This window comes from Hydrogenophilus hirschii (assembly GCF_054656675.1).
On sequence record NZ_BAAHXQ010000001.1, the window covers coordinates 1,267,682 to 1,291,283 of the forward strand.

Annotated in this window: 18 protein-coding genes; 13 read left to right on the top strand and 5 right to left on the bottom strand. The window is 61.1% G+C overall.

What is annotated here, in order from left to right; genetic code table 11:
• Positions 1-25 precede the first annotated feature (25 nt).
• Positions 26-1,009 (top strand): IS5 family transposase, encoded by a 984-nt coding sequence (locus ACYQ4Z_RS06215; protein WP_108079952.1) that lies wholly within the window; start codon positions 26-28, stop codon positions 1,007-1,009.
• A gap of 150 nt (positions 1,010-1,159) precedes the next feature.
• Positions 1,160-2,302: a SulP family inorganic anion transporter gene (locus ACYQ4Z_RS06220; RefSeq protein ID WP_459860365.1), complete on the top strand. Its 1,143-nt coding sequence runs from the start codon at positions 1,160-1,162 to the stop codon at positions 2,300-2,302.
• Here ACYQ4Z_RS06220 and dnaE read toward each other — a convergent pair.
• From dnaE to ACYQ4Z_RS06235, 3 genes are read right to left on the bottom strand one after another with little or no spacing between them, the layout of a single operon-like run.
• Positions 2,296-5,826, bottom strand: a complete 3,531-nt coding sequence (gene dnaE, locus ACYQ4Z_RS06225) for a DNA polymerase III subunit alpha (protein ID WP_459860367.1) — start codon at positions 5,824-5,826, stop codon at positions 2,296-2,298. The genes ACYQ4Z_RS06220 and dnaE overlap by 7 nt on opposite strands.
• Positions 5,823-6,803 (bottom strand): quinone oxidoreductase family protein, encoded by a 981-nt coding sequence (locus ACYQ4Z_RS06230; protein ID WP_119335420.1) that lies wholly within the window; start codon positions 6,801-6,803, stop codon positions 5,823-5,825. Before ACYQ4Z_RS06230 ends, dnaE begins: the two co-directional genes overlap by 4 nt.
• A gap of 13 nt (positions 6,804-6,816) precedes the next feature.
• Complete coding sequence (locus ACYQ4Z_RS06235; RefSeq protein ID WP_459860369.1) at positions 6,817-9,132, bottom strand: NADP-dependent malic enzyme; 2,316 nt, start codon at positions 9,130-9,132, stop codon at positions 6,817-6,819.
• A gap of 192 nt (positions 9,133-9,324) precedes the next feature.
• On the opposite strand from ACYQ4Z_RS06235, the gene ACYQ4Z_RS06240 reads away from it, so the two are divergent.
• The 11 genes from ACYQ4Z_RS06240 to ACYQ4Z_RS06290 all read left to right on the top strand — a co-directional run bounded on the left by ACYQ4Z_RS06240 (position 9,325) and on the right by ACYQ4Z_RS06290 (position 18,435).
• Complete coding sequence (locus ACYQ4Z_RS06240) at positions 9,325-10,683, top strand: Na(+)-translocating NADH-quinone reductase subunit A (RefSeq protein WP_219971854.1); 1,359 nt, start codon at positions 9,325-9,327, stop codon at positions 10,681-10,683.
• Positions 10,683-11,894: an NADH:ubiquinone reductase (Na(+)-transporting) subunit B gene (locus ACYQ4Z_RS06245; protein ID WP_217126481.1), complete on the top strand. Its 1,212-nt coding sequence runs from the start codon at positions 10,683-10,685 to the stop codon at positions 11,892-11,894. Before ACYQ4Z_RS06240 ends, ACYQ4Z_RS06245 begins: the two co-directional genes overlap by 1 nt.
• Positions 11,881-12,708 (top strand): Na(+)-translocating NADH-quinone reductase subunit C, encoded by an 828-nt coding sequence (locus tag ACYQ4Z_RS06250; RefSeq protein ID WP_219971855.1) that lies wholly within the window; start codon positions 11,881-11,883, stop codon positions 12,706-12,708. Before ACYQ4Z_RS06245 ends, ACYQ4Z_RS06250 begins: the two co-directional genes overlap by 14 nt.
• Positions 12,705-13,364: an NADH:ubiquinone reductase (Na(+)-transporting) subunit D gene (locus tag ACYQ4Z_RS06255; protein ID WP_219971856.1), complete on the top strand. Its 660-nt coding sequence runs from the start codon at positions 12,705-12,707 to the stop codon at positions 13,362-13,364. The genes ACYQ4Z_RS06250 and ACYQ4Z_RS06255 overlap by 4 nt, the downstream gene beginning before the upstream one ends.
• A gap of 1 nt (position 13,365) precedes the next feature.
• On the top strand, positions 13,366-13,971 hold the full coding sequence (gene nqrE, locus ACYQ4Z_RS06260; RefSeq protein ID WP_119335426.1) for an NADH:ubiquinone reductase (Na(+)-transporting) subunit E: 606 nt from the start codon (positions 13,366-13,368) through the stop codon (positions 13,969-13,971).
• Between the two features lie 20 nt (positions 13,972-13,991).
• On the top strand, positions 13,992-15,206 hold the full coding sequence (gene nqrF / locus ACYQ4Z_RS06265) for an NADH:ubiquinone reductase (Na(+)-transporting) subunit F (RefSeq protein ID WP_119335427.1): 1,215 nt from the start codon (positions 13,992-13,994) through the stop codon (positions 15,204-15,206).
• A 21-nt stretch (positions 15,207-15,227) separates the two neighbouring features.
• Positions 15,228-15,425 carry a (Na+)-NQR maturation NqrM gene (gene nqrM, locus ACYQ4Z_RS06270; RefSeq protein WP_119335428.1) on the top strand — a complete coding sequence of 66 codons (198 nt, stop codon included), beginning with the start codon at positions 15,228-15,230 and terminating at the stop codon, positions 15,423-15,425.
• Positions 15,419-15,823 (top strand): CBS domain-containing protein, encoded by a 405-nt coding sequence (locus ACYQ4Z_RS06275; protein WP_170141304.1) that lies wholly within the window; start codon positions 15,419-15,421, stop codon positions 15,821-15,823. The genes nqrM and ACYQ4Z_RS06275 overlap by 7 nt, the downstream gene beginning before the upstream one ends.
• A gap of 74 nt (positions 15,824-15,897) precedes the next feature.
• Positions 15,898-16,818 (top strand): branched-chain amino acid transaminase, encoded by a 921-nt coding sequence (locus tag ACYQ4Z_RS06280; RefSeq protein ID WP_219971861.1) that lies wholly within the window; start codon positions 15,898-15,900, stop codon positions 16,816-16,818.
• 10 nt (positions 16,819-16,828) lie between these two features.
• Positions 16,829-17,041: a zinc-finger domain-containing protein gene (locus tag ACYQ4Z_RS06285; RefSeq protein WP_119335431.1), complete on the top strand. Its 213-nt coding sequence runs from the start codon at positions 16,829-16,831 to the stop codon at positions 17,039-17,041.
• Entirely contained in the window at positions 17,041-18,435 is a 1,395-nt protein-coding gene (locus ACYQ4Z_RS06290; RefSeq protein ID WP_459860374.1) for a phosphomannomutase/phosphoglucomutase, read from the top strand. The genes ACYQ4Z_RS06285 and ACYQ4Z_RS06290 overlap by 1 nt, the downstream gene beginning before the upstream one ends.
• Before the next feature lie 521 nt (positions 18,436-18,956).
• Here ACYQ4Z_RS06290 and alaS read toward each other — a convergent pair.
• Positions 18,957-21,560, bottom strand: coding sequence for an alanine--tRNA ligase (gene alaS / locus ACYQ4Z_RS06295; protein ID WP_219971865.1), 2,604 nt, complete (start codon positions 21,558-21,560; stop codon positions 18,957-18,959).
• Between the two features lie 36 nt (positions 21,561-21,596).
• Positions 21,597-23,597 carry a VC_2705 family sodium/solute symporter gene (locus ACYQ4Z_RS06300; protein ID WP_219971867.1) on the bottom strand — a complete coding sequence of 667 codons (2,001 nt, stop codon included), beginning with the start codon at positions 23,595-23,597 and terminating at the stop codon, positions 21,597-21,599.
• Between the last annotated feature and the right edge of the window lie 5 nt (positions 23,598-23,602).

Here is a 23,602-nt window from a genome sequence, read left to right on the forward strand (position 1 = left end):
ACTGACATTTGATAGGCACTTGACGATGCAAGCGAGCTTTTCCGAACTTGAATATGCGAGCAAGAAGAAAGTGACGCGGCGCGACCGGTTTCTTGCCGAAATCGACGCGGTAACGCCTTGGTCGGCGCTGGTGGCTGAGATCGAACCGTTCTACCCGAAGGGAACCGGACGAGGCCGGCCGCCGATTGGCGTGGAACGCATGCTGCGCATGTATATTGCCCAGCAGTGCTTCGGATTGTCCGATGAAGGGATCGAAGACGCCATCTACGACAGCCAGGCCATCCGGCGCTTCGTTGGCATCGACCTGTCGCGGGAGTCTGCGCCCGATGCCACCACCCTGCTCAAGTTTCGCCGCCTGCTGGAAAAGCACCATCTGACCGAGCGCATCTTTGCTGCCATCAATACCGTGCTGGCGCAGAAGGGTTTGATCCTCAAGGAAGGCACGGTCGTTGATGCCACGATCATCGCCGCACCGTCCTCGACCAAGAACCGAAGCGGCAAGCGCGATCCGGAAATGCATCAAACCAAGAAGGGCAATCAGTGGTACTTTGGCATGAAAGCCCACATTGGCGTCGATGCCGAAACCGGCATCACCCACACGCTGGTGACCACCCCGGCCAACACCAATGATGTCACCCAAGCCCATGCCCTGCTGCATGGAGAAGAGAAAGTGGCCTTTGGCGATGCGGGCTACCAGGGCGTCGAGAAGCGGCAAGAGAACCGCAACGGCAAGGTTCGATGGGAAGTTGCGATGCGTCCGGGCAAACGCAAGGCGCTGCCGAAGACGGCGATGGGCAGGTTGATCGACAAGATCGAGCAACTCAAGGCAAGCGTGCGTGCCAAGGTCGAGCACCCGTTTCACATCGTCAAGAACCTCTTCGGCATGAAGAAGGTACGCTACAAGGGATTGGCGAAGAACACTGCGCAGCTCTACACGCTCTTTGGGTTGGCGAATCTGCTGATCGCCAAGCGGCAATTGTTTGCACTCAACGCCCAAGGTGCGTCCTGAGAGGGGCGAAATGAGGAAATTCGCCGAGAAACGGGGCGAAAGCCAGCCGAAAATGGCGGCAAAAAAGACATTTCTTGCCCACCGAGGTGTGAATGTCGAAGGGATACGGTCACTCTCGCTCATTTCCAGTAAAATGCTGATTTGTTCAGCGTGTCCCTAGCACTCCTTCTTGGCTGGACACGGCTCGAACGGCGCATTCCCAAACTCAAACGGTTGCCGGCACCCCTGGTCACGCTGGTTGCGGGAACGGCGATCGTCTGGTGGGGCGAACTCCCGGTCGCAACGATCGGTAGCCGTTTCGGCGCAATCACGAGCTCGCTGCCTGCGTTCACGCTCCCCGTGGTCGATTGGACTCAATTTACGCAACTCTTACCGGCAGCGCTCGCCATCGCGGTGCTCGGCGCCACCGAAAGCCTGGTGACGGCCCGTTTCGCCGATGAAAAGATCGACGACCTCCACAACCCCAACCAAGAGCTTTTCGCCCAAGGTGTTGCCAACCTGCTCACTCCGATGGTGGGCGGCCTTCCCGCTACCGGTGCGATGGGACCCACCGCAACCAACATTCGCTGCGGGGCGCAAACGCCCATCTCTGGACTCGTGCACGCGCTCACGGTGCTGTTCCTCATCGTCCTTTTTGCCCCTGCCGCGACCCATGTCCCGTTGCCAACATTGGCGACGAACGTGATGGTCACCGCGTACAACATGGGAAGCTGGCGACGCATGCATTGGCGGTTGCTGCGCCGCTACCCGCCCAACTACCGCTCCACGCTCCTCATCACCTTTCTTCTCACCGTGCTCTTTGAGGTGACGATCGCAGTGGAAGTGGGGCTGCTGCTGACCAGCTTCAGTTTCATCCACCGCATGACCCGTCTGAGCGCGATCCACCCTATCGACTTGACCCACCACCCCGCCGCACAAGCGTTGCGCGATTCCACGGCAGACGGCTCGGTCGAAGCCTACCGCTTCTCAGGCCCGCTCTTTTTCGGGGTGGTGCCGAAATTCGACGCCCTCTTGCGACGCAAAACCTGGCCGCAATGGGTTTTGCTCGACCTCCATCAGATGATTGCGATCGACGATGCCGGTATCGAGCTCTTGGAGCGCCTCGACCGCCAGATCAAACGGCACGGCGGATCGCTGCGCTTGGTCGGTCTTCAAGCGCAACCGAAACGGGCGCTCGCCCGCAGCGGTTTTCTTGCCGAACTGGGGGCGCATGCCGAATATCCGACGTTGAGCGAAACCCTCTACGCGTTGCGCAACGAACAGGAAGCCAAAACTGCTGCGCCTATTCAGTAACGTAACCTGACCGCCAATTCTGGGAACCCGCGCAATTCCGTGAGAAGCGCATCCTCGGGTTTGACCCGAATCGCGTCCCGTGCGGCGCGCAGCGCCACCACCGCGCCTTCGGGAAACGCGACGCGCATTTCGATTTTTGCCCCTTCGGGCGACGCACTCGGCACGCGAAAAGCTTCGATCGTCTCGCTCAACCGTTGCGCCGAAACTGGAGAATCGACCACCGATTCGGGAATGGTGATTTCGATCGCCTTGAGTTGTCGCGCCCGCCATTGGGGAAGCGAAAGCGCTTCTTCGGCAACGACCCGAACCCCACCGCTATAGTCATCCGGCGCAACCTTGACCCGCACGACGAGCGGTTCGTCCACGACCACGATCTGTCGAACGGCATCAAAGACTTCCCGATAAAAAAGCACCTCGCACGGTTCGCTGCCATCGTCGAGGGTCACGAACGCCATCCGACCCCGCGCCCCCATTTTGGTTCGCAGTTCCACCACGACACCACACACCCATACGGCGTCGCGGCTTGGAGCCAAATCCGCCAACTTGGTGGGGACGGTTTGCCGCAACTCCGCCGCAAACGCGGTGAAGGGGTGGCCGGAAAGAAAGAAACCGATCGCCAATTTCTCCTCTTTCAACCGCTCCCGTTCGGTCCACGGGCGCACTGCGGGAAATTCGGGGGTGTACGATCCGTTCGCCTCGGGTTCGTCGTCGAGGAGCCCGCACTGCTGCGCCGACGCTGCCCGCTGTTCCGCCACTTCGAGCGCGAGTCCCACACTCGCGAATAGCCGTGCCCGGTCACACAATCCGTCGGGGGCACGCAAATGGGTGTGGCCGGGAAGCGTATCGAGCGCCCCCGCGCGCACCAACTGCTCGAGTACTCGGCGGTTGACCACCCGCCGGTCGACCCGGCTCACCAGATCGAACAGATCGTGAAATGGGCCATGTTGCTGCCGTTCCGTGACGATCGCGTTCGCCGCCGGCTCCCCTACCCCCTTGATCGCACCCAAGCCATAGCGGATGGTTGCCGCGTCGATCGCCTGAAAACGGTACTCCGAAACATTCACGTCGGGCGGCAATACCGTCAAGCCATTGGCGCAAGCGTCGTCGAAGAAGGTTTTCACCGCATCGGTGTCGTCCATGTCGGACGAGAGCGTCGCGGCAAAGAAGGGCGCAGGATGGTGGCGCTTGAGCCACGCGGTCTGGTAGGTCACCACCGCGTACGCCGCGGTGTGCGATTTGTTGAACCCGTATTCGGCAAATTTCTCCATCAAATCGAAGAGGCGCATCGCCAGCGCTTCGTCGTAGCCGCGCTCGATCGCTCCTTGACGGAAGATTTCGCGGTGTTTCGCCATCTCTTCCGGTTTTTTCTTCCCCATCGCGCGCCGTAAGAGGTCGGCCGCCCCCAAGGTGTAGCCGCCGATGATCTGCGCGATCTGCATCACCTGCTCTTGATAGACGATCACACCGTAGGTGGGTTCGAGACACGCCTTTAGGTCCGGGTGGAAGTAGTCGATCGCCTGCTTGCCTTGCTTGCGGAGAATGAAGTCATCGACCATCCCGGAGCCCAACGGACCGGGGCGAAAGAGCGCGAGCACCGCGATGATGTCCTCGAAACGGTCGGGCTGAAGCTTCTTGAGGAGCTTCTTCATCCCTTCGGATTCCAACTGGAAGACCGCGGTGGTATTCGCGTCACGCAGGAGCTGGTAGGTTTGAGGATCGTCGAATCCCATGCGCGCCAAGTCGGGGCGTGCCCCGGTCAAGCGTTCGATCTGATCGAGCGCCTCGCGGATGATCGTGAGGTTTCTGAGCCCCAGAAAATCGAACTTCACCAACCCAACCGCTTCGACGTCGTCTTTGTCGAACTGCGACACCGGGCTGGGGTCATCGCCCTCTTGCACGAACAATGGGCAAAAATCGGTGATTTTCCCCGGTGCGATCAGTACCCCACCCGCGTGCATCCCGACGTTGCGCGTCAATCCTTCCAGCGGTTGCGCCAATTCGAACAACTGGCGAATCGCTTCCCCGTCTTGGGGGTCTTCCATCAGCTCTTGAAGCTGGGGCTCCAGTTCGAGCGCTTTCGCCAGCGAAACCGGCTTCACCCCTTCGGTGGGAATGAGCTTCGAAATCCGGTCACACAACCCATAGGGAAGACCCAACACGCGGCCGACGTCGCGTACCACCGCTTTGGACGCCATCGAGCCGAACGTCGCGATCTGGCTCACGGCTTGAGCGCCATACCTTCGGCGCACGTAGTCGATCACTCGATAACGCTTCTCCTGGCAAAAATCGACGTCGAAGTCGGGCATCGAGACCCGTTCCGGGTTCAAAAACCGTTCGAAAAGGAGCGCATAGGAGAGTGGGTCGAGATCGGTGATCCGCAGCGCATAAGCAACGAGCGAGCCCGCACCCGAACCGCGGCCCGGTCCCACCGGCACATCGTTTTGTTTCGCCCAGTTGATGAAGTCGGCAACGATCAAGAAGTACCCGGGAAACCCCATCTGGATGATGGTGTCGCACTCGAACGCCAGCCGTTGCTCGTAACGGGGGCGCTCCCGCTCCCGCTCTTCCGGATCCGGAAAGCGCTCTTCGAGTCGAGCCGCGAGCCCACGCTTTGCTTCGCTGATGAAGAATTCGTCGAGCGACATCCCTTCCGGGGTCGGGAACGCCGGCAAAAAGCTCTTGCCCAACGTGATCGTCAAATTCGCCTTTTGCGCAATGAGGAGCGTATTCTCGAGCGCTTCCGGGAGATCGGCAAAACGATCTGCCATCTCCTCGGCGGAGAGGAAATACTGCGCTTCTGTGAACGGGCGCGGACGGTTGGGATCGTTGAGGACATACCCTTCGGCGATGCAGAACCGCACCTCGTGGGCGGTGAAATCTTCTGGGCGAAGGAACTGGATGGGATGTGTTGCGACCACCGGTACACCCAACTCTGCCGCAAAAGGGACCGCTGCCGCCAAGTATTCCGCTTCGTTGGGGAGACCCGCACGCTGCACCTCGACAAAGAACGCGCCGTCGGGAAAACACCCGGCCCAGTGGGCCAGCGCTGCTTTCGCCCCCCGTGTCTCTCCTGCCAACAATGCTGGCGCCAGCACGCCACGGGCGCCACCCGAAAGCGCCATGAGTCCGGCACACGTTTCACGAGTGAGCCACTCCGGGCGCAAGAGCGCCTGGCCACGATGCTGATTCTCGAGCCAGGCGCGTGAAACCAATTCGCACAGCTGCCGATAGCCGTCGCGGTTGCGAACGATCAAGAGCAGTTCAAGGGCACGTTCGGGGTCATTCGGCGCATCCGGGTGGGCAACACGGGCGTCAACCCCGATAATCGGCTTCACCCCAGCGCTGCGGCACGCCTTGTAAAACTTGACCAGCCCAAAGACGTTCATCACGTCGGTGATCGCCAGTGCGGGCATCCCTTCGGCGGCAGCCCGTTTCACCGCGTCCGGGATTTTGACGATCCCTTCGCGAATCGAAAATTCGGTATGCAACCGAAGATGAACGAAAGGATGCGCCTGCGTGCTCATGGCACCAGGATCGTGCTCGCTACCGTCTGCCGTGACGCCAATGCCCGATGCGCGTCGGCTGCGTCGGACAACGCAAACCGCTGCCCGATCTCGACCGTGAACCACCCCGCTTGCCACGCAGCGAACAGCTCTTCCGCCATTTTGAGGAGGTTGGCCCGCTCGGCCGTATAAGTAAAGAGCGTCGGACGGGTGAGAAAGAGTGACCCTTTCGCGGCGAGCAACCCGATATCGAAAGGGGGCACCTTACCGGAAGCGTTGCCGTACGAGACCATCAACCCCAGCGGACGCAACGAATCGAGCGAGCCTTCGAAGGTTGCGGCACCCACGGAATCATAGACGACGTCGACACCGCGCCCGCCGGTCCATTCACGCACCCGTTCTGGAAAGGACTCCCGGGTATAGACGATCACGTGGTCGCAACCGAGCGCTTTGGCCCGTGCGGCTTTGTCGTCATTGCCGACTGTGCCGATCACTTTTGCGCCAAGACGCTTCGCCCACGGCACGAGAATCGACCCCACCCCGCCGGCAGCCGCATGGACCAACAGCCACTCCCCTGGTTGTACCTTGTGGGTCTGCCGCAACAGGTACTGCGCCGTGAGCCCCTTCAGCCACATCGCTGCGGCGACCTCGAACGAGACCGCATCGGGCAATTTCACCGCGCGGTCGGCGGGAATGTTGAGCGCTTCCGCGTACGCACCCGGAGTGGGAGTGAGATAGACCACCCGATCGCCCACTTGAAGGTCGGTGACTCCTTCCCCCACCGCAACGACTTCGCCCGCTCCTTCTTGACCGAGACCAGAGGGCAGCGGCACGGGATAGAGACCGGTCCGATGGTAGATATCGATGAAATTGACACCAACGGCACGGTTGCGGACTTGCACTGCTCCAGGCCCAGGAGCAGGCAACGAGACCGGTTCCCACTGCATCACCTCAGGCCCACCGTGCTCCGAGATTCGAATCGCGTGAATCGTCGTCATTTCGTTCTCCCAATCACGTGTTGATCAAACGGTCGCGCAATTCGTTCGCGTCGACTACTGCCACCGCCGTCATATTGACCAACCGCCGCACCGTCGCCGACGGCGTCAGAATCTGAACCGGCATCGCGGCACCGAGCAGCATCGGCCCAACGGAAACGCCTTGCCCTGAAACCTGTTTCACCAGGTTGAACGCAATATTGGCGGCGTCAACGGTCGGCATGATCAGTACGTTCGCCTCACCGCTCAAGGTGCAATCTTCGTCGTCGATCAAGCGACTGCGCACCTCGTGCGACAGCGCCGCATCTGCGTGCATCTCGCCGTCCATGTTGAGATCGGGCCGCAGTGCATGGAGCAAATCACGCGCTTCGCGCATCTTGCGCGCCGAAGGGGTATTGGCGGAACCGAAATTGGAATGGGACAGGAGCGCAACCCGCGGTTCGATCCCAAAACGGGCGAACTCGTCGGCGGCCATTGCGGCGATCTGCGCCACCTGCTCGGCGGTCGGGTCGTAATTGACGTAGGTATCGGCCACCGCCAGCGTGTGCTTGCCGGTCATCACGATGTTCATCGCAGCCAAGAGTTTTGCACCCGGCGCCAAACCGATCACGTCGCGGACGTGCTGCAGGTGGTATTCGAACGTGCCAAAGGTTCCGCAGATCACCGCGTCCGCTTCACCGTTCTTGAGCAGCATACACCCGATCAGCGTCGTATCGCGGCGCATACGCGCTTTGGCGATTTCCGGCGTGATCCCGCACCGCGCCATCATCTTGTGGTACTGTTGCCACAACGGTTTGTAGCGCGGGTCGGACTCGGGATTGACCAGGTCGAAATCGCGTTCCGGTTCCAGCGATAAACCCAATTTTTTCAGCCGCATCTCGATCACCGCCGGGCGGCCGATCAGAATCGGCCGCGCCAGCCGTTCGTCGATCACCGCGCGCGCGGCGTGCAACACCCGCTCGTCTTCCCCTTCGCAGAAGATCACGCGCTTTTCCTCCATCGGCAGCGAACGCGCGACGGTAAAGATCGGTTTCATCACCACGCCGGAGTGGTAGACGAAGTTTTGCAGTTGCGCCCGGTAGGCGTCGAAGTCGTCGATCGGCCGTGTCGCAACCCCCGAGTCCATCGCTGCCTTCGCCACGGCGGGCGCGATTCGGACGATCAAGCGTGGGTCGAAGGGCTTCGGGATGAGGTATTCGGGACCAAAGGTCAATTCGATGCCGCCGTATGCGTTCGCGACCACGTCGTTCGTCTCCGCGCGCGCCAGCTCTGCCAGTGCATGCACGCATGCGATTTTCATCGCTTCGGTGATCGTGGTCGCCCCGACGTCGAGCGCACCGCGAAAGATGAACGGGAAACAGAGGACGTTGTTCACCTGATTGGGGTAGTCGGAACGGCCGGTCGCGATGATCGCATCGGGTCGAACCGCTTTCGCCTCTTCCGGCATGATCTCCGGCGTGGGGTTCGCCAATGCGAAAATGAGTGGATCCTTGGCCATCTTCGCCACCATCTCGGGCTTGAGCACCCCTGCTTGCGACAACCCCAAGAAGACGTCCGCCCCTTCGATCACCTCCGCCAGCGTGCGTGCCGATGTGCGTTGCGCATAGCGCGCTTTGTTGGGCTCCATGTCGGGCTCACGCCCTTCATAGATCACCCCTTTGGAATCGCAGACGAAGATGTTTTCTTTGCGCAACCCCAGCTGGCACATGAGATCCAGACATGCGATCGCAGCGGCACCGGCACCCGAACAAACCAGTTTGACCGCTTCGATCCGTTTGCCCACGACGATCAAACCATTCAAGAGTGCCGCAGCCGATATGATCGCGGTGCCGTGCTGATCGTCGTGAAAAACCGGGATTTTCATCCGCTCCCGCAGCTTCTTCTCGATGTAGAAGCACTCGGGCGCCTTGATGTCTTCGAGGTTCACGCCCCCCAAAGTCGGTTCGAGCGCAGCAACGATTTCGATCACTTTGTCGGGGTCGTTCGCGTCGAGCTCGATATCGAAGACGTCGATCCCAGCGAACTTCTTGAACAGACACCCCTTCCCTTCCATCACCGGCTTCGCGGCATGGGGGCCGATGTTCCCCAAACCCAACACCGCGGTTCCGTTGGTGATCACCGCAACGAGGTTGCCCCGAGCGGTGAGTTCGTAGGATTGCAACGGATCTTTCGCGATCGCTTCGCACGCGAACGCCACACCGGGTGAATAGGCGAGCGCCAGATCGCGCTGGTTGGAGAGACTTTTGGTGGGAACGACAGAAATCTTGCCCGGGGTAGGGCGGCGATGGTACTCGAGCGCTGCTTCACGAAAAGCGGGGTCGCGCGTGCTCATGGTTTCACTCCGTTCTTTTCTCTAGATGCCCGGGGGCGGGATCACGGCGAGTTTACCGCGCCCCTACCCTTTGACGGTAATTCCTCGATAAAAAACGATTGGGCCTCGCCTCCCTTCAAAAAGGGTCAATTTCGATTCAGAAAAGATAGAATAGCGAGATTTTATCCGTATGGGGAAGAAGAGAGCGCGACCATGCACACTGTGACGCTATCGCGAGGGCTCTCCTTGCCGCTGCCCGGCGCGCCCCAGCAACAAATCAGCGGCCACACGGCACCCATTCGCCGCGTGGCGCTGCTGGGACCCGATTACCGGGGCATGCGGCCCAAGCTGCTGGTTGCCGAAGGCGACCGGGTGACGAAAGGAGCACCGCTCTTTGCCCACAAAAAATTCCCAACTGTCTTGTTCACCGCACCGGCAACCGGGACGGTTGTCGCGATCGAGCGGGGCGCGCGCCGCGCGTTGCTCAACGTTGTGATCGAATGCGACGCCGACCCGAACGCCGAAGAAACCCGGTTCGAACCGATTGCGCCCGACGCTCTGCTCGACCTCGACACCGAAGCGGTCGTTTCGCGCCTCTGCGCCAGCGGTCTGTGGACGGCGCTACGCACTCGGCCCTTCGGCAAGATTCCTGACCCGGCGAGTCGCCCCGCCGCGATTTTCGTCACCGCGATCGATACCCGCCCCCTTGCCGCCGACCCAGTGGTCGTCATCGGTGAACGTCCCGAAGCGTTTCGCGCCGGGATGGCCATCCTGGCACACCTCACCGACGGCAAAATCTATCTGTGCCAAGCCCCTGGCGAACACCTGCCGATGCCCGAAGGCGCGCGTTACCGTTCCGTGGCGTTTGCGGGTCCGCATCCGGCGGGGCTCCCAGGCACCCATATCCATTTCCTCGAACCGGTTTCACTCGAACGCACCGTCTGGTATCTCAACTACCAGGACGTGATCGCGATCGGGACCCTCTTTCTGGAAGGGCGCATCGACACCGAGCGCGTCGTCGCACTGGGTGGTGAGATGGTGCGGCAGCCGCGTCTCGTGCGGGTTCCGCTCGGGGCAAGTATCGAAGCGCTGCTGGAAGGCGAACTCTGCGACGGCCCTTGCCGTCCCATCTCGGGTTCGCCGCTCGATGGACGCCGCGCGATCGGGCCGCTCGCGTATCTCGGGCGTTACCATCTCCAAGTGAGCGTCCTACCCGAACCCAAACGCGACGATAAGCCGCTGCTCGGGTGGATCAATCCGCTGCTGCCGCGCTTTTCGCTCTTTCGCGTGCTCTTCAACCGCAACGAGGCGCCACGCTTTACCACGGCCCAGCAAGGGAGTCCCCGGGCGATGATCCCCACGGGCATTTTCGAAGAGATCTGCCCGCTCGAAATCCTGCCTACGCAACTGTTGCGCTATCTGGTCGTCGGGGATACCGACATGGCTCAGAAATTGGGTTGCCTGGAGCTCGAAGAAGAAGACGTTGCGATCTTCTCATTCGCCTGCGTGGGGAAAACCGACTATGGCGCCTACTTGCGCGCCGCACTCGAAAAGATCGAACGGGAGGGCTAATGTCGCTCAGAGACCGATTCCACCGTTGGGAGCCCCACTTCCTGCCCGGAGGCAAATGGGAGCGGTGGTACCCGCTCTACGAGATGGTCGAAACCTTCCTCTACTGGACCAACCAGCCGACGAAGAGCGCCCCGCACGTGCGCGACGCGATCGACCTCAAGCGGATGATGAGTTATGTGGTCGTCGCACTGCTGCCCGCAGTGCTCATGGCCTGTTACAACACGGGTTACCAAGCGAACCTCGCCGTGAGCGCGTTCGGCGCCGAAAAGGGCGATTGGCGCGGCGCGCTCTATCTCGCGCTCGGCTTTTCGTTCGACCCGGAAAGCGTCGTCGGCAACTTCGTGCTGGGACTCCTCCATTTCCTTCCCATCTACCTCACCACGCTGGTGGTGGGGGGACTCTGGGAGGTCCTCTTCGCCATAGTGCGCAAACATGAAGTCAATGAAGGGTTCCTGGTCACCTCGATGCTCTACACCTTGACGATGCCACCGAACGCGCCGCTGTGGCTCGTGGCGTTGGGCATCAGTTTCGGCGTCGTCTTCGGCAAGGAGATTTTCGGCGGCACGGGAAAGAACTTCCTCAACCCAGCGCTTACCGGCCGCGCGTTCCTCTTTTTCGCGTATCCGAGTGCGATGTCGGGCGACACCGTTTGGGTTGCCGTCGATGGATACGCCCGCGCCACGCCGTTGGGAATCGGCGCATCCGAGGGCATGGCAGGTATCGCGCAAGCTGGCTACACTTGGTGGGACGCCTTCCTGGGGTTCATTCCTGGGTCGCTGGGAGAAACCTCGGCGCTCGCAATCCTCATCGGAGGGTTGTTCCTCCTCTACACCAAGATCGCCTCCTGGCGGATCGTTGCCGGCGTTGCGATCGGGGTGATCGTGACTACACTGCTCTTCAACTGGTTCGGCCCCGCAAACAACCCGATGGCGGCGATGCCGTGGTATTGGCACTTCGCCGTGGGTGGCTTGATGCTCGCGATGTTTTTCATGGCCACCGACCCCGTTTCCGCGTCGATGACCCAAGCCGGACGCTGGATTTTCGGTCTGTTGATCGGCTTCATGGTGGTGCTGATCCGCGTTGCCAACCCCGCCTTTCCGGAAGGGGCGATGCTCGCGGTCCTCTTTGCGAACGTCTGGGCCCCGTTCATCGACTATCTGGTGATGCGTTGGCATCTCTCGCGTCGGGAGCGTCGCTATGTCCAACTCTGAAACCTTCAACCTGAAAGCGATCTGGGCGCTACCCAACGACGACCTGCGTAAGATCGTCGCCGTGGCGCTCGTCGTCTGCTTCTTCTGCGCCGCACTCGTCTCGGCCACGGTCGTGGCGCTGCGCCCACTGCAACAGCACAATCAAGCAGCATTTCGGGCGAAGAACATCGTCGAAGTCGCCGGCATTTGGCAGCCAGGCAGCCCGATTTCTCCCGCCGAAGCCCTCAAGTCGCTCGAACAGGTGTGGGTGGAGCTGGGAACGGGCCGGGTTCTCGATACGCCGCCGCCCCTACCCGCTGACCCGCAAAAAATCGCGCGTGACCCCAACTGGTCGCAACCGCTTGCGCGCAGCGAAGACCCCGCGCGCATCAAACGGCTGCCCAAAGTGATGCCCGTCTACCTGAAGCGCGACGCGAACGGCAAAGTCACAGTGATCGTACTCCCCATCCACGGCTCCGGTCTTTGGTCGACGATGTGGGGTTTCCTGGCGTTGGAAGGGGATGGCACCACGATCCGCGGTCTCAAGTTCTACCAACAGGCAGAAACGCCGGGTCTGGGCGGCGAGGTGGAAAACCCCAAATGGCGCGCGCTGTGGCACGGCAAACGAGCTTTCGACGAACAGGGTCAGGTAGCGATCCACGTCGTCAAAGGCCGTGTCGATCCCAACACGCCGGAAGCGCAGTTCGCCGTCGATGGGTTGGCGGGCGCGACGCTCACTTCGAAAGGGGTCGATCAAACCGTCCGTTTCTGGTTGAGCGAACGCGCGTACGGACCCTTCCTGCAATCATTGAGAAGCAAGGGGGATGGGCAATGAGCGAAATCAAAAAGACCCTGACACAACCGATCGTAGCCAACAACCCGATCATCTTGCAGGTGCTCGGGATCTGCTCGGCGCTTGCGGTCACCTCGAAACTGTCCACCGCATTCACGATGTCGATCGCACTCACACTCGTGACCGCGTTCTCCAACTTGTTCATCAGCTTGATCCGTGAGCATATCCCGAGTTCGATCCGCATCATCATCCAGATGACGATCATCAGTACGCTCGTGATCGTCGTCGACCAGTTCCTCAAAGCCTTCGCGTTCGAAATCAGCCGCGAACTCTCGGTTTTCGTCGGCCTCATCATCACCAACTGCATCGTGATGGGGCGTGCCGAGGCCTATGCGATGAGCCATCCGCCTGTGGCGAGCTTCTGGGACGGTATCGGCAACGGGCTCGGGTATAGTGCGATCCTGCTCACGGTCGGCTTCGTCCGCGAACTCCTCGGGTCTGGCACGCTCTTTGGCTATCCGGTACTGCCCACGGTCAACGATGGCGGCTGGTACGTCCCGAATGGGCTGTTGCTCCTTCCCCCAAGCGCCTTTTTCCTGATCGGACTCATCATCTGGGCCGTGCGCACCTGGCAACCGAAACAGCGTGAAACCGCGGAATTCCGTGTCCGCGCGGCGCCACAGTCGGAGGGGGTGTGAGATGGAACTCCTGAACCTCTTCATTACCGCCGTCTTCATCGAAAACCTGGCGCTCTCCTTCTTCCTGGGGATGTGCACCTTCCTGGCCATTTCGAAAAAGATCGAAACGGCCATTGGCCTGGGGATTGCGGTGGTGGTGGTGCAATCGCTCACCATCCCGCTCAACAACCTCATCAACCACTACCTGCTCGCCGAAGGGGCGCTCGCCTGGGCGGGTCTACCCGACGTCGACCTTTCGTTTCTCGGCTTTCTGAGCTTCATCGGCCTGATTGCCGCTGCGGTACAGATTCTCGAGATGTTCCTCGACCGCTACGTCCCAGCGCTTTACAATGCGCTTGGGATCTTCCTGCCGCTTATCACCGTGAACTGTGCGATTCTCGGTGGCACGCTCTTCATGGTCGAGCGCGACTACAACTTTGCCGAGAGCGTGGTCTATGGCGTCGGCTCCGGCCTGGGGTGGGCGTTGGCGATCGTGCTGATGGCTGCGGTACGGGAAAAGCTCAAATACGCCGATATCCCGGCTGGTCTCCAAGGGCTTGGCAGCGCCTTCATGACCGCAGGGTTGATGGCGCTCGGCTTCATGGCTTTCTCTGGTTTGAAACTCTGACACGCGAACGGAAGTGACTCATGATCGAAGTCATCTTGGGCGTCTTTTTTTTCGTAGCGATCGTCCTGGCGCTGGTGGCGTTCATTCTGGCGGCCCGCAAGCGATTGGTCGCAAGCGGTACGGTTCCCATCGAAATCAATGGGGAGAAAACCATCGCGGCGCCGGTTGGCAGCAAACTGCTCGGTGCGCTTGCCGACGCGAAACTCTTCGTCAGCTCGGCGTGTGGTGGTGGCGGTTCGTGCGGCCAATGCAAGGTGAAAGTGCTCGATGGCGGCGGGGCGTTGCTGCCTACCGAAGCCGCACACATCAACAAAAAGCAGGCGCGCGAGGGCTACCGCCTCTCCTGCCAGGTCACCGTCAAACAGCCGATGAAGGTCGAAGTCCCCGAAGAGGTCTTCGGCGTCAAGAAGTGGGAATGTACCGTCAAGAGCAACCGCAACGTCGCCACCTTCATCAAAGAGCTGGTGCTCGAACTGCCCCCGGGGGAAAACGTCGATTTCCGCGCGGGCGGTTACATTCAGATCGAAGCCCCGCCTCATGTCCGTCACTTCAAAGATTTCGATATCCCTGAGCCCTTTCGCAGTGACTGGGAAAAGATGGGGCTCTTCGATCTGGTCTCCCAAGTGGACGAACCGATCGTGCGCGCCTACTCGATGGCGAACTATCCGCTGGAAAAGGGCATCATCATGCTCAACGTCCGGATCGCGACGCCGCCACGTCCTGGGCTGCCACCTGGGAAGATGTCGTCGTACATCTTCGGCCTCAAACCCGGTGACAAGGTGACGATTTCCGGTCCCTTTGGCGAATTCTTCGCCCGTGACACCGACAATGAGATGGTTTTCATCGGCGGTGGCGCGGGGATGGCCCCGATGCGCTCGCACATTTTCGACCAACTCGAGCGCCTGCACAGCAAGCGCAAGATCACCTTCTGGTACGGGGCCCGGTCGAAGAAAGAGCTCTTCTACGTCGACGACTTCAACCGGCTGCAGGAAAAATACCCCAATTTCCGTTGGTTCATCGCGCTTTCCGACCCGCAACCCGAAGACAACTGGACGGGCTATACCGGGTTCATCCACAATGTCCTCTACGAACACTATCTCAAAGATCACCCCGCGCCGGAGGATTGCGAATACTATCTCTGCGGCCCACCCGTGATGACCGCCGCAGTGACACAGATGTTGCTCGATCTGGGAGTCGAGCGCGAAAACATCCTCTTCGACGATTTCGGCGGCTGATCGAAACAAGGAGCGTCCACCATGAGTACTTTTTTGGCCACGCTTGCTGTGTTTCTGCTCTTCGTCCTCTTCGCGGCAATTGGCGTACTCTTTGGGCGACGCGCGCTCCAAGGTTCTTGCGGTGGCCTTGGCCGCTTTGGCATTTCCTGTGACGGGGGATGCAGCCAGCCTTGCCCCCGCAAGGCGGCTGCGCAAGAGGAGAAGCAAACATCATGCTGACCGATTTCTTTGTCCGCGATTTCGTCCGCCGCGACCCGCTCGTCTTTCATCCGGAAACTGCGCTCACCGAAGCGCTGGAAGCGCTCGTCGTCCATCGCGTGAATGGTGCGCCGGTGACCGACCGTTTCGGCAAATTGATCGGTTTCTTTTCCGAAAAAGACCTGTTGAAGCCCCTCGTTGCCGATGCGTACCTCAACGAACTGGCCGGCAATGTCGGTGATTTCATGAACCGCAAAGTGGTCACCCTTGACGCCGAGGACACCCTTCTCGATGCCGCGCGGGCGTTTGCCGAGAACCACTACCATGCCTATCCGGTAGTCGAAGACGGGACGTTGATCGGCGTGTTGGACCGTTCGCGCCTCATCGCCACCATCGCAAAAATCCTCCGTACGGTCTAGGCCGCCCCCTTCTTGGCGTTCGGGCGTTGCGCTACAATTGGCGCATTACCACGCATTCTTGAGGAGCTTCGGCGATGTCGATGTCCGATCGTGACGGCACCATCTGGTACGACGGCGAACTCGTGCCCTGGCGCGAGGCCACCACCCATGTGCTCACCCACTCGCTCCACTACGGACTGGCCGTATTCGAAGGCCTACGCGCCTACGAAACCGAACGCGGGCCAGCGATCTTTCGCCTGCGTGAGCACACCGAGCGGCTCTTCAATTCGGCAAAGATCTACATGATGCCGATCCCCTACTCCCTCGAAACCCTGATGGAAGCGCACAAAGCGGTGGTGCGCGCCAACAACCTCACGTCGTGCTACATCCGCCCCATCGCCTTTTACGGCTCGGAAAAGATGGGCGTTTCCCCGAAAGGGGCTAAGGTACACGTCGCAATCGCCGCGTGGCCGTGGGGCGCGTATTTGGGTGAAGAGGGATTGAAAAAAGGGATTCGCGTCAAAACCTCGTCGTTCCAGCGCCAACACGTCAACGTCACGATGCCACGCGCCAAAGTGGCCAGCACCTACGCCAACTCGATCCTCGCCAACCTGGAGGTGACGAGCCAAGGGTACGACGAAGCGCTGCTCCTCGACACGATGGGTTTCGTTGCCGAAGGTGCTGGAGAAAACCTTTTCTTGGTGAAGAACGGACAGCTCATCGAACCCGAAATCGCGTGCGCGCTCACTGGGATCACGCGCGACACCGTCCATCACATCGCGCGTGAGCTCGGCATTGCGCTCGTTGCGCGGCGCCTGACGCGTGACGACATCTACATCGCCGACGAAGCCTTCTTCACGGGCACCGCCGCCGAAGTCACGCCGATTCGCGAACTCGACGACCGCGTGATCGGCTCCGGGAGCCGCGGGCCGATTACTGAGAAAATCCAAGCGCGCTACTTCGAGATCGTCAACGGCCGTGCCCCCGAATACGACCACTGGCTGACGTACGTCTAAGGAGCCCAGGATGAGCGAAAACCCGTTGGATTCGGTCCGTAAGGAGCGGCAGATCACCGTTACCGCTGCGGATCTGCCTCTGTGCTGCCCGCTCCCCGACGAACCCGTCGCCCTGTTGCATCCGCGTGTCTACCTCGACCCAGTCAAAAGCGGGAAAGCGGTCTGCCCGTACTGCAGCCGCGAATTCCTTTTCACCGGCGAACCCCCGAAAGGCCACCACTGATGACACCGTTCGTCCCAGACGCGTCGATCTTCAAAGCTTATGACATCCGCGGGATCGTCGATCGTACCCTCACCACGGAAGCCGCATTCGCGATCGGCTGGGCGCTGGGCAGTGAAGCGGTACGGCGAGGCGTCACCGAGATCGTCATCGGTCGCGACGGTCGGTTGTCGGGTCCAGTTCTTGCCGAAGCGCTGTCGTGCGGCATTCGGCACGCCGGCGTCGGCGTGATCGCGATCGGCTGCGTTCCCACACCGGTCACCTATTTCGCCGCCGAACACCTGGGCACCCACTCGTGCGTTTCGGTCACGGGCAGCCACAACCCGCCCGAATACAACGGGTTCAAAATGGTGCTCGCCGGCGAAACCCTTTACGGGCCGCTCATCACCGACCTGCGCCGCCGTCTCCAAGAAAACAACCTCGTCGTGGCTCCGCAACCGGCAACGGAACGGGAAGTTGATGTCGTCCCTGCGTACGTCGCTCGCATCGCCAGTGACGTACGCCTGGCGCGTCCGCTGAAAATCGCGATCGATTGCGGTAACGGCGTTGCCGGGGCGGTCGCGCCGCCGCTCTTCACCGCGCTCGGTGCCGAGGTGCATCCGCTCTATTGCGAAGTCGACGGCACTTTCCCCAACCACCACCCCGACCCCTCCAAACTCGAAAACCTCCGCGACCTGGTCGCGACGGTCACTTCCGGCGACGTCGAACTCGGTTTGGCGTTCGACGGCGACGGCGATCGGTTGGGCGTGATCACCAAAGCCGGACAAATAATTTTCCCTGACCGGCAATTGATGCTCTTTGCTGCGGACCTCCTGGCACGCAACCCGGGCGCGACGATCCTCTACGACGTCAAATGCACCCGCCATTTAGCCCGATGGATCCGCGACCATGGCGGTCAACCGCTCATGTGGAAAACGGGCCACGCGTTCATCAAACAAAAGCTCAAAGCAAGCGGCGCGCTCCTGGCCGGCGAAATGAGCGGTCACATCTTCTTCAAAGAGCGCTGGTACGGTTTCGACGACGGGCTTTACGCCGCAGCGCGCCTGTTGGAAATCCTTTCGCGCCACCCGAACCCTTCTGAAGTGCTCGAAGCGCTCCCCGATTCCGTCGCCACCCCCGAGCTCAACATCAAAATGGGCGAGGGCGAACCGCACCAACTCGTCGAAAAACTCCAAAACTACACGGGCTTTACCGACGCCACGGAGATCATCACGCTCGATGGGGTTCGCGTCGAATACCCTGACGGTTTTGGTCTTGCGCGCGCGTCGAACACCACGCCCGTTCTGGTGTTGCGCTTCGAAGCGGACAACGAAACGACGCTTGCCCGGATCAAAAACGATTTCGCGCACGCGCTTGCTAACGTGTGGCCAGGGATCGACCTCGCCGCGCTCTCTTGACTGTGCTATAGTTGCCACATCTCGAAAACAAAACTGCCCACGCACAAACCGCTACGGAAACCGTCCGCGTGCACCTCACCGAAGCGATGGTGGTGGGCACCATCGGCGAACGAGAACGCTCCCTTGATCGGCTGCGTGACGTACAAAACCTACGTAGCGTCCGAATCGTCCGTTCGCCCGTGGTCGATGAACAGTTCGGCAAGCACCGCCAAGGAGAACGCGAGCCCGACCCCGTTGAACAGCAAGTACTGACGAACGGCAAGCCCTATTCCGAACCGATCGACAATTTGACCGAATCCTACTTTCGCGCCACGATTCCTTACATTGCCAACGCACGCGCCACGCCGAACTGTCTGCAATGCCACCACGTCCCCGAAGGGTCGGTGCTGGGCGCAATCGCGTCGTGCGCTTTACGCCCGAACTCTGGCAAGAAAATGACCAATACGGTAAAAACCGCGGGCGCCACGCGCAATGCCCGGTGGGTCGCCGAGCACGCCCAGCACCGGTATCGTGTGCGTCGGTCAGGCAGCGGCCAGCGCCTCCGCCAAACGGGCTGGATCGCCGCCCCCCGCTTGCGCGAATTCCGGCTTCCCACCGCCACGACCGCCGATGGTCGCGGCAACGCGCTTCACCCACTCGCCCGCTTTCACCTGCGCCACTGCCGCACGGCCCACCGCCGCGACGAAAACGGCTTTGCCGTCGATCGCTGCGGCAAGGAGGACGGCCGCTTCAGGGCCCAGTCGGTCCCGCGCCAACTCGGCCAGACGCTTCAACGCCTCGACCGAATCGACCTCGACTTGTGCGACCAGCCGTTTCACGCCATCGCGCGTTTCCGCCCGAGCAACGAGCGCTTCGGCAAGTGCTGCAGCGGCACGTTCCACTGCGCGTTCGCGCGCTTTTTCTGCAGCTTTGAGCGCCTCTTGAAGCGCCGTGATCCGCTCGGGCACTTCGTCCCGAGCCACCTTGAGCCGTTCGGCAGCAGCGCCGAGCGTCGCGTCGAGCTGTTGGACGTAGGCCAACGCGACTTCCCCAGCCACCGCTTCGATGCGCCGGATGCCCGATGCAATCGCCGTTTCCAACGTGATCTTCACCAGCCCGATATCGCCGGTACGCGCCACGTGGGTTCCGCCACAAAGCTCTTTGGAACTGCCGATCGACAGCACGCGCACCGTTTCGCCATACTTTTCCCCGAAGAGCATCATCGCGCCCGAGGCTTTCGCGGCCTCCAGCGGCATCACTTGAGCAGAAACGGGAGTGTTCGCGAGCACTTCGTCGAGGATCCGCCGTTCGATCTCGGCGATCTCCTCGGCAGTGAGCGGTTTGGGGTGGGAAAAATCGAAACGCAACCGCTCCGGCGCGACTTCGGAGCCCTTCTGCTCGACATGAGGCCCCAGTACGTCACGCAGCGCTTTGTGCAGGAGGTGCGTGGCCGAATGGTGGCGGGCGGTTGCCGCGCGCGCAGCGTGATCAACCCGCGCCGTCACCCGGTCACCGACCCGGATCACACCGGTTGTGACCACGCCATGATGGCCATGGACGTCGGCCCGTATCTTCTGGGTATCTTCGACCGCGAAAAGCCCGTCGGTGGCGCGCAATAGCCCACGGTCGCCCACCTGGCCGCCCGATTCGGCGTAGAACGGCGTTGCCGCGAGCACCACGACACCACTCTCTCCCTCTTCGAGCGCCGCAACCGACGCGCCTTCACGGTAGAGCGCGACCACCTCGCTTTCGGTTTCCAGATGCTCGTACCCTTCGAAAGCGGTTGCTGGCCCGGCGTAGTCGATCGCTTCCAGGTTCACTTTGAACTTACCCGCTGCGCGCGCCAGCGCCTTTTGCCGCGCCATCGCAGCGTCGAACCCCGCCGCATCGACGGTGAGGCCGCGTTCGCGCAGGACGTCAGCGGTGAGGTCCAGCGGAAAACCGTACGTATCGTGCAGCTTGAACGCCAATTCACCGTCGAGCATACGCTCACCCCGTGCTTCGAGCTCGGCGACTGCGGCTTCCAGCATCGCCATACCGTTGGCGATCGTCGCGAAGAAGCGCTCCTCTTCGGCCTGCAACGTGGCTTCGACCAACTGCTGGCGCGCCGCGATTTCCGGGTAGGCCTCGCCCATTTCGGCGACGACGGACGCAACCAGTTTCCAGAAGAATGGGGCCCGCACGCCCAGTTTCCACCCGTGGCGGATCGCGCGACGGATGATGCGGCGCAGCACATAACCGCGCCCTTCGTTACCGGGAATCACACCGTCGGCGATGAGAAAGGTTGCCGCACGGATGTGGTCGGCCAACACCTTGAGGCTTGGACTATCTCGGTTGGCACAGCCCGTCACCTCTTGCGCCGCTGCGATCAGCGTTTGAAAGAGATCGATCTCATAGTTGGAATGGACCCCTTGCAAGACCGCGGCGATGCGTTCCAGCCCCATGCCGGTATCGACGCTCGGCTTGGGCAACGGGTGCATCTCCCCTTTTTCGTCGCGGTTGTACTGCATGAAGACGAGGTTCCAGATCTCGATATAGCGATCCCCGTCTTCATCGGGCGATCCCGGCGGTCCGCCCGGGATTTCCGGGCCATGGTCATAGAAAATCTCGGTGCATGGTCCACACGGGCCGGTGTCCCCCATCATCCAGAAATTGTCCGAAGCGTACCGCGCCCCTTTGTTGTCGCCGATGCGCACCACGCGTTCTGCGGGAACCCCTACCGACTCGGTCCAAATGCGGTAGGCTTCGTCGTCCTCGGCATAGACCGTCACCCAGAGCCGTTCGGCAGGAATCGCGAAAACTCGGGTCACCAACTCCCACGCGTAATGGATCGCCTCGTGCTTGAAGTAATCCCCGAAGCTGAAGTTGCCCAACATTTCGAAGAAAGTGTGGTGCCGCGCCGTATAGCCGACGTTTTCCAGGTCGTTGTGCTTGCCGCCGGCGCGCACGCACTTTTGCGCGGTAGTCGCCCGCTTGTAGGGACGTTCGTCAAACCCCAAGAAGACATCCTTGAACTGATTCATCCCCGCGTTGGTAAACAGCAACGTGGGGTCACCGTGCGGGACGAGGGAACTCGAGGGAACGACCTCGTGCTCTTTGCTGCGGAAAAACTCGAGAAACGCTTGACGAATCGCTGCGGTTTTCATCGTGGTTCCGAAAAAATGACCTAAATATCGATTTTATCACTCCGGTTGCTGCATCCTCGCGACGAACACAGCGTCGCTTGCGCGCGCGCCCCAACCGAAAGCGCCCACCACCGCATGAGCGCCAAACCCGAACAACACCCCGAACACACCACAAGCCACCGGGTCGATTCCCCAAATTCGGGTGTCGCCGGCAAAGCCAAAGACCGGATGGTTGAGGACGTAATAGAGGACGCTCACCGCAAAGCCGCCAACCATCGCCACCACGGCCCCGACACGGGTTGCCCGCCGCCAAAAGATTCCGAGCAAAACCGTGGGAAAAAGGGTTGCTGCAGCCAGAGAAAACGACAGACCCACCAACAGCAGAATGGTATCGAGCCTGAGTGCCGCAACCCATGCCGCGAAAACGGCCGTGAGCAACAGCAAGGTTTTATTCACCAATAAGCGGCGATGGGTGCTCGACTGCGCTTTCATCAAACGCTTGTAATAGATATCGTGCCCCAACGCGTTGGAAATGGTGAGCAGTAACCCATCGGCGGTCGAGAGCGCGGAGGCCAGCGCGCCTGCCGCGACCAACCCCGCGATGGTATAGGGCAACGCGCTCAATTCGGGCAGCGCCAACACCACCGCATCGGGACTCAACCGCAATTCGGCACTTTGAATCAAACCGTCGCCATTGCGGTCGGTGAAGGTTGCCAACCCCAGATTGGTCCAATTCGCCAACCAATGGCTCGCCGCTTCGATCGACGTCCCGAACCACTGCCCCAATTCCACACGGGCAAAGAGCGCGTAGAGTGGCGCACACAGGTAGAGGATCGCCACGAAAAAGAGCGTCCATGCCGTTGAGGTGCGCGCCTCTTCGACCGTGCTCGTGGTGTAGTAGCGCATCAAGATGTGCGGCAACGCAGCCGTTCCCACCATCAAAACGAACATCAGCGCCAAGAAATTGCGCCGCTTCTCGTCTTTTTCCGCTTCGCTTTGGCCGCTCCACGCGGCGAAAAAGGGGCGAAGCGGCAGCGCCGCCCGCTCCGCGTCCGCTAAGCGCGCGATCCAAAACGCACGCGCACTGTCTGCGCCTTTCGTGAGCGCGCGCAACTCGTCCTCCATCGCACGCAAAGATTCGGGGCGCTCTCCTGCTTCGCGCGCAATCTGCCACCGCTCCCACAAACGCAATCGCTCCGGCTCGACCGACTGCGGCCAAGCAGCCAACAACTGGCGGTAATGGTCGGCCTCTGCCTGGAATTGCGCCCGCACCGCGATCTCCGCGGGTTCGAAGGTCACCCGCTCTTCGATCGCCCGTTCGGCCTGCGCCAATTGCGGCATCGCGAAATGGGGAATGGGGAGGTCGAACCGCTGCTGCGAAAGCACCACGAGCGGCGCAACGTACGCGACGATCAGGATCAAGTACTGGGAGACTTGCGTCCACGTCACACCCCGCATTCCGCCCAGAAACGAACAGACCAAGATACCGGCCAAGCCGACGAAAAGCCCGATTTCGAACGGCACGCTCGCAAAACGGCTCGCGACCAGACCGACCGCGTAGATTTGCGCGACCAGATAGACAAACGAAGCCAACACCACCGCGCAAACAGCCAGCCACTCCGCAGTGGGTCCGTAGCGTTCACCGACGAGCTCGGGGACGGTGAATTGCCCGAATTTGCGTAAATAAGGTCCGAAAAAGAGCGCCACCAGCACGAACCCACCGGTCCAGCCGGTGAGGTAGGCCAACCCTTCGAACCCCTGGTGGTAGATCGCCCCCGCCAGCCCGATGAACGACGCTGCACTCATCCAGTCAGCTGCGGTAGCCATCCCGTTGGCGATGCCGGGGATGCGGCGCCCAGCGACGTAGTACTCGACCACGTCCTGGGTGCGCATCGCCACACCAATCCCGGCATAAAGCGCGATCGTCGCCACCAGAAAGCACAACCCGATCACGCGCGGCGCCACACCCCACTTTTCCGCCAGCCACGCGGCACAGAGAAAGAGGGCGATACCAATCGCCAAACTCACGAAAAACCGGGCGGTGCGTGGCAACAGCATCACAA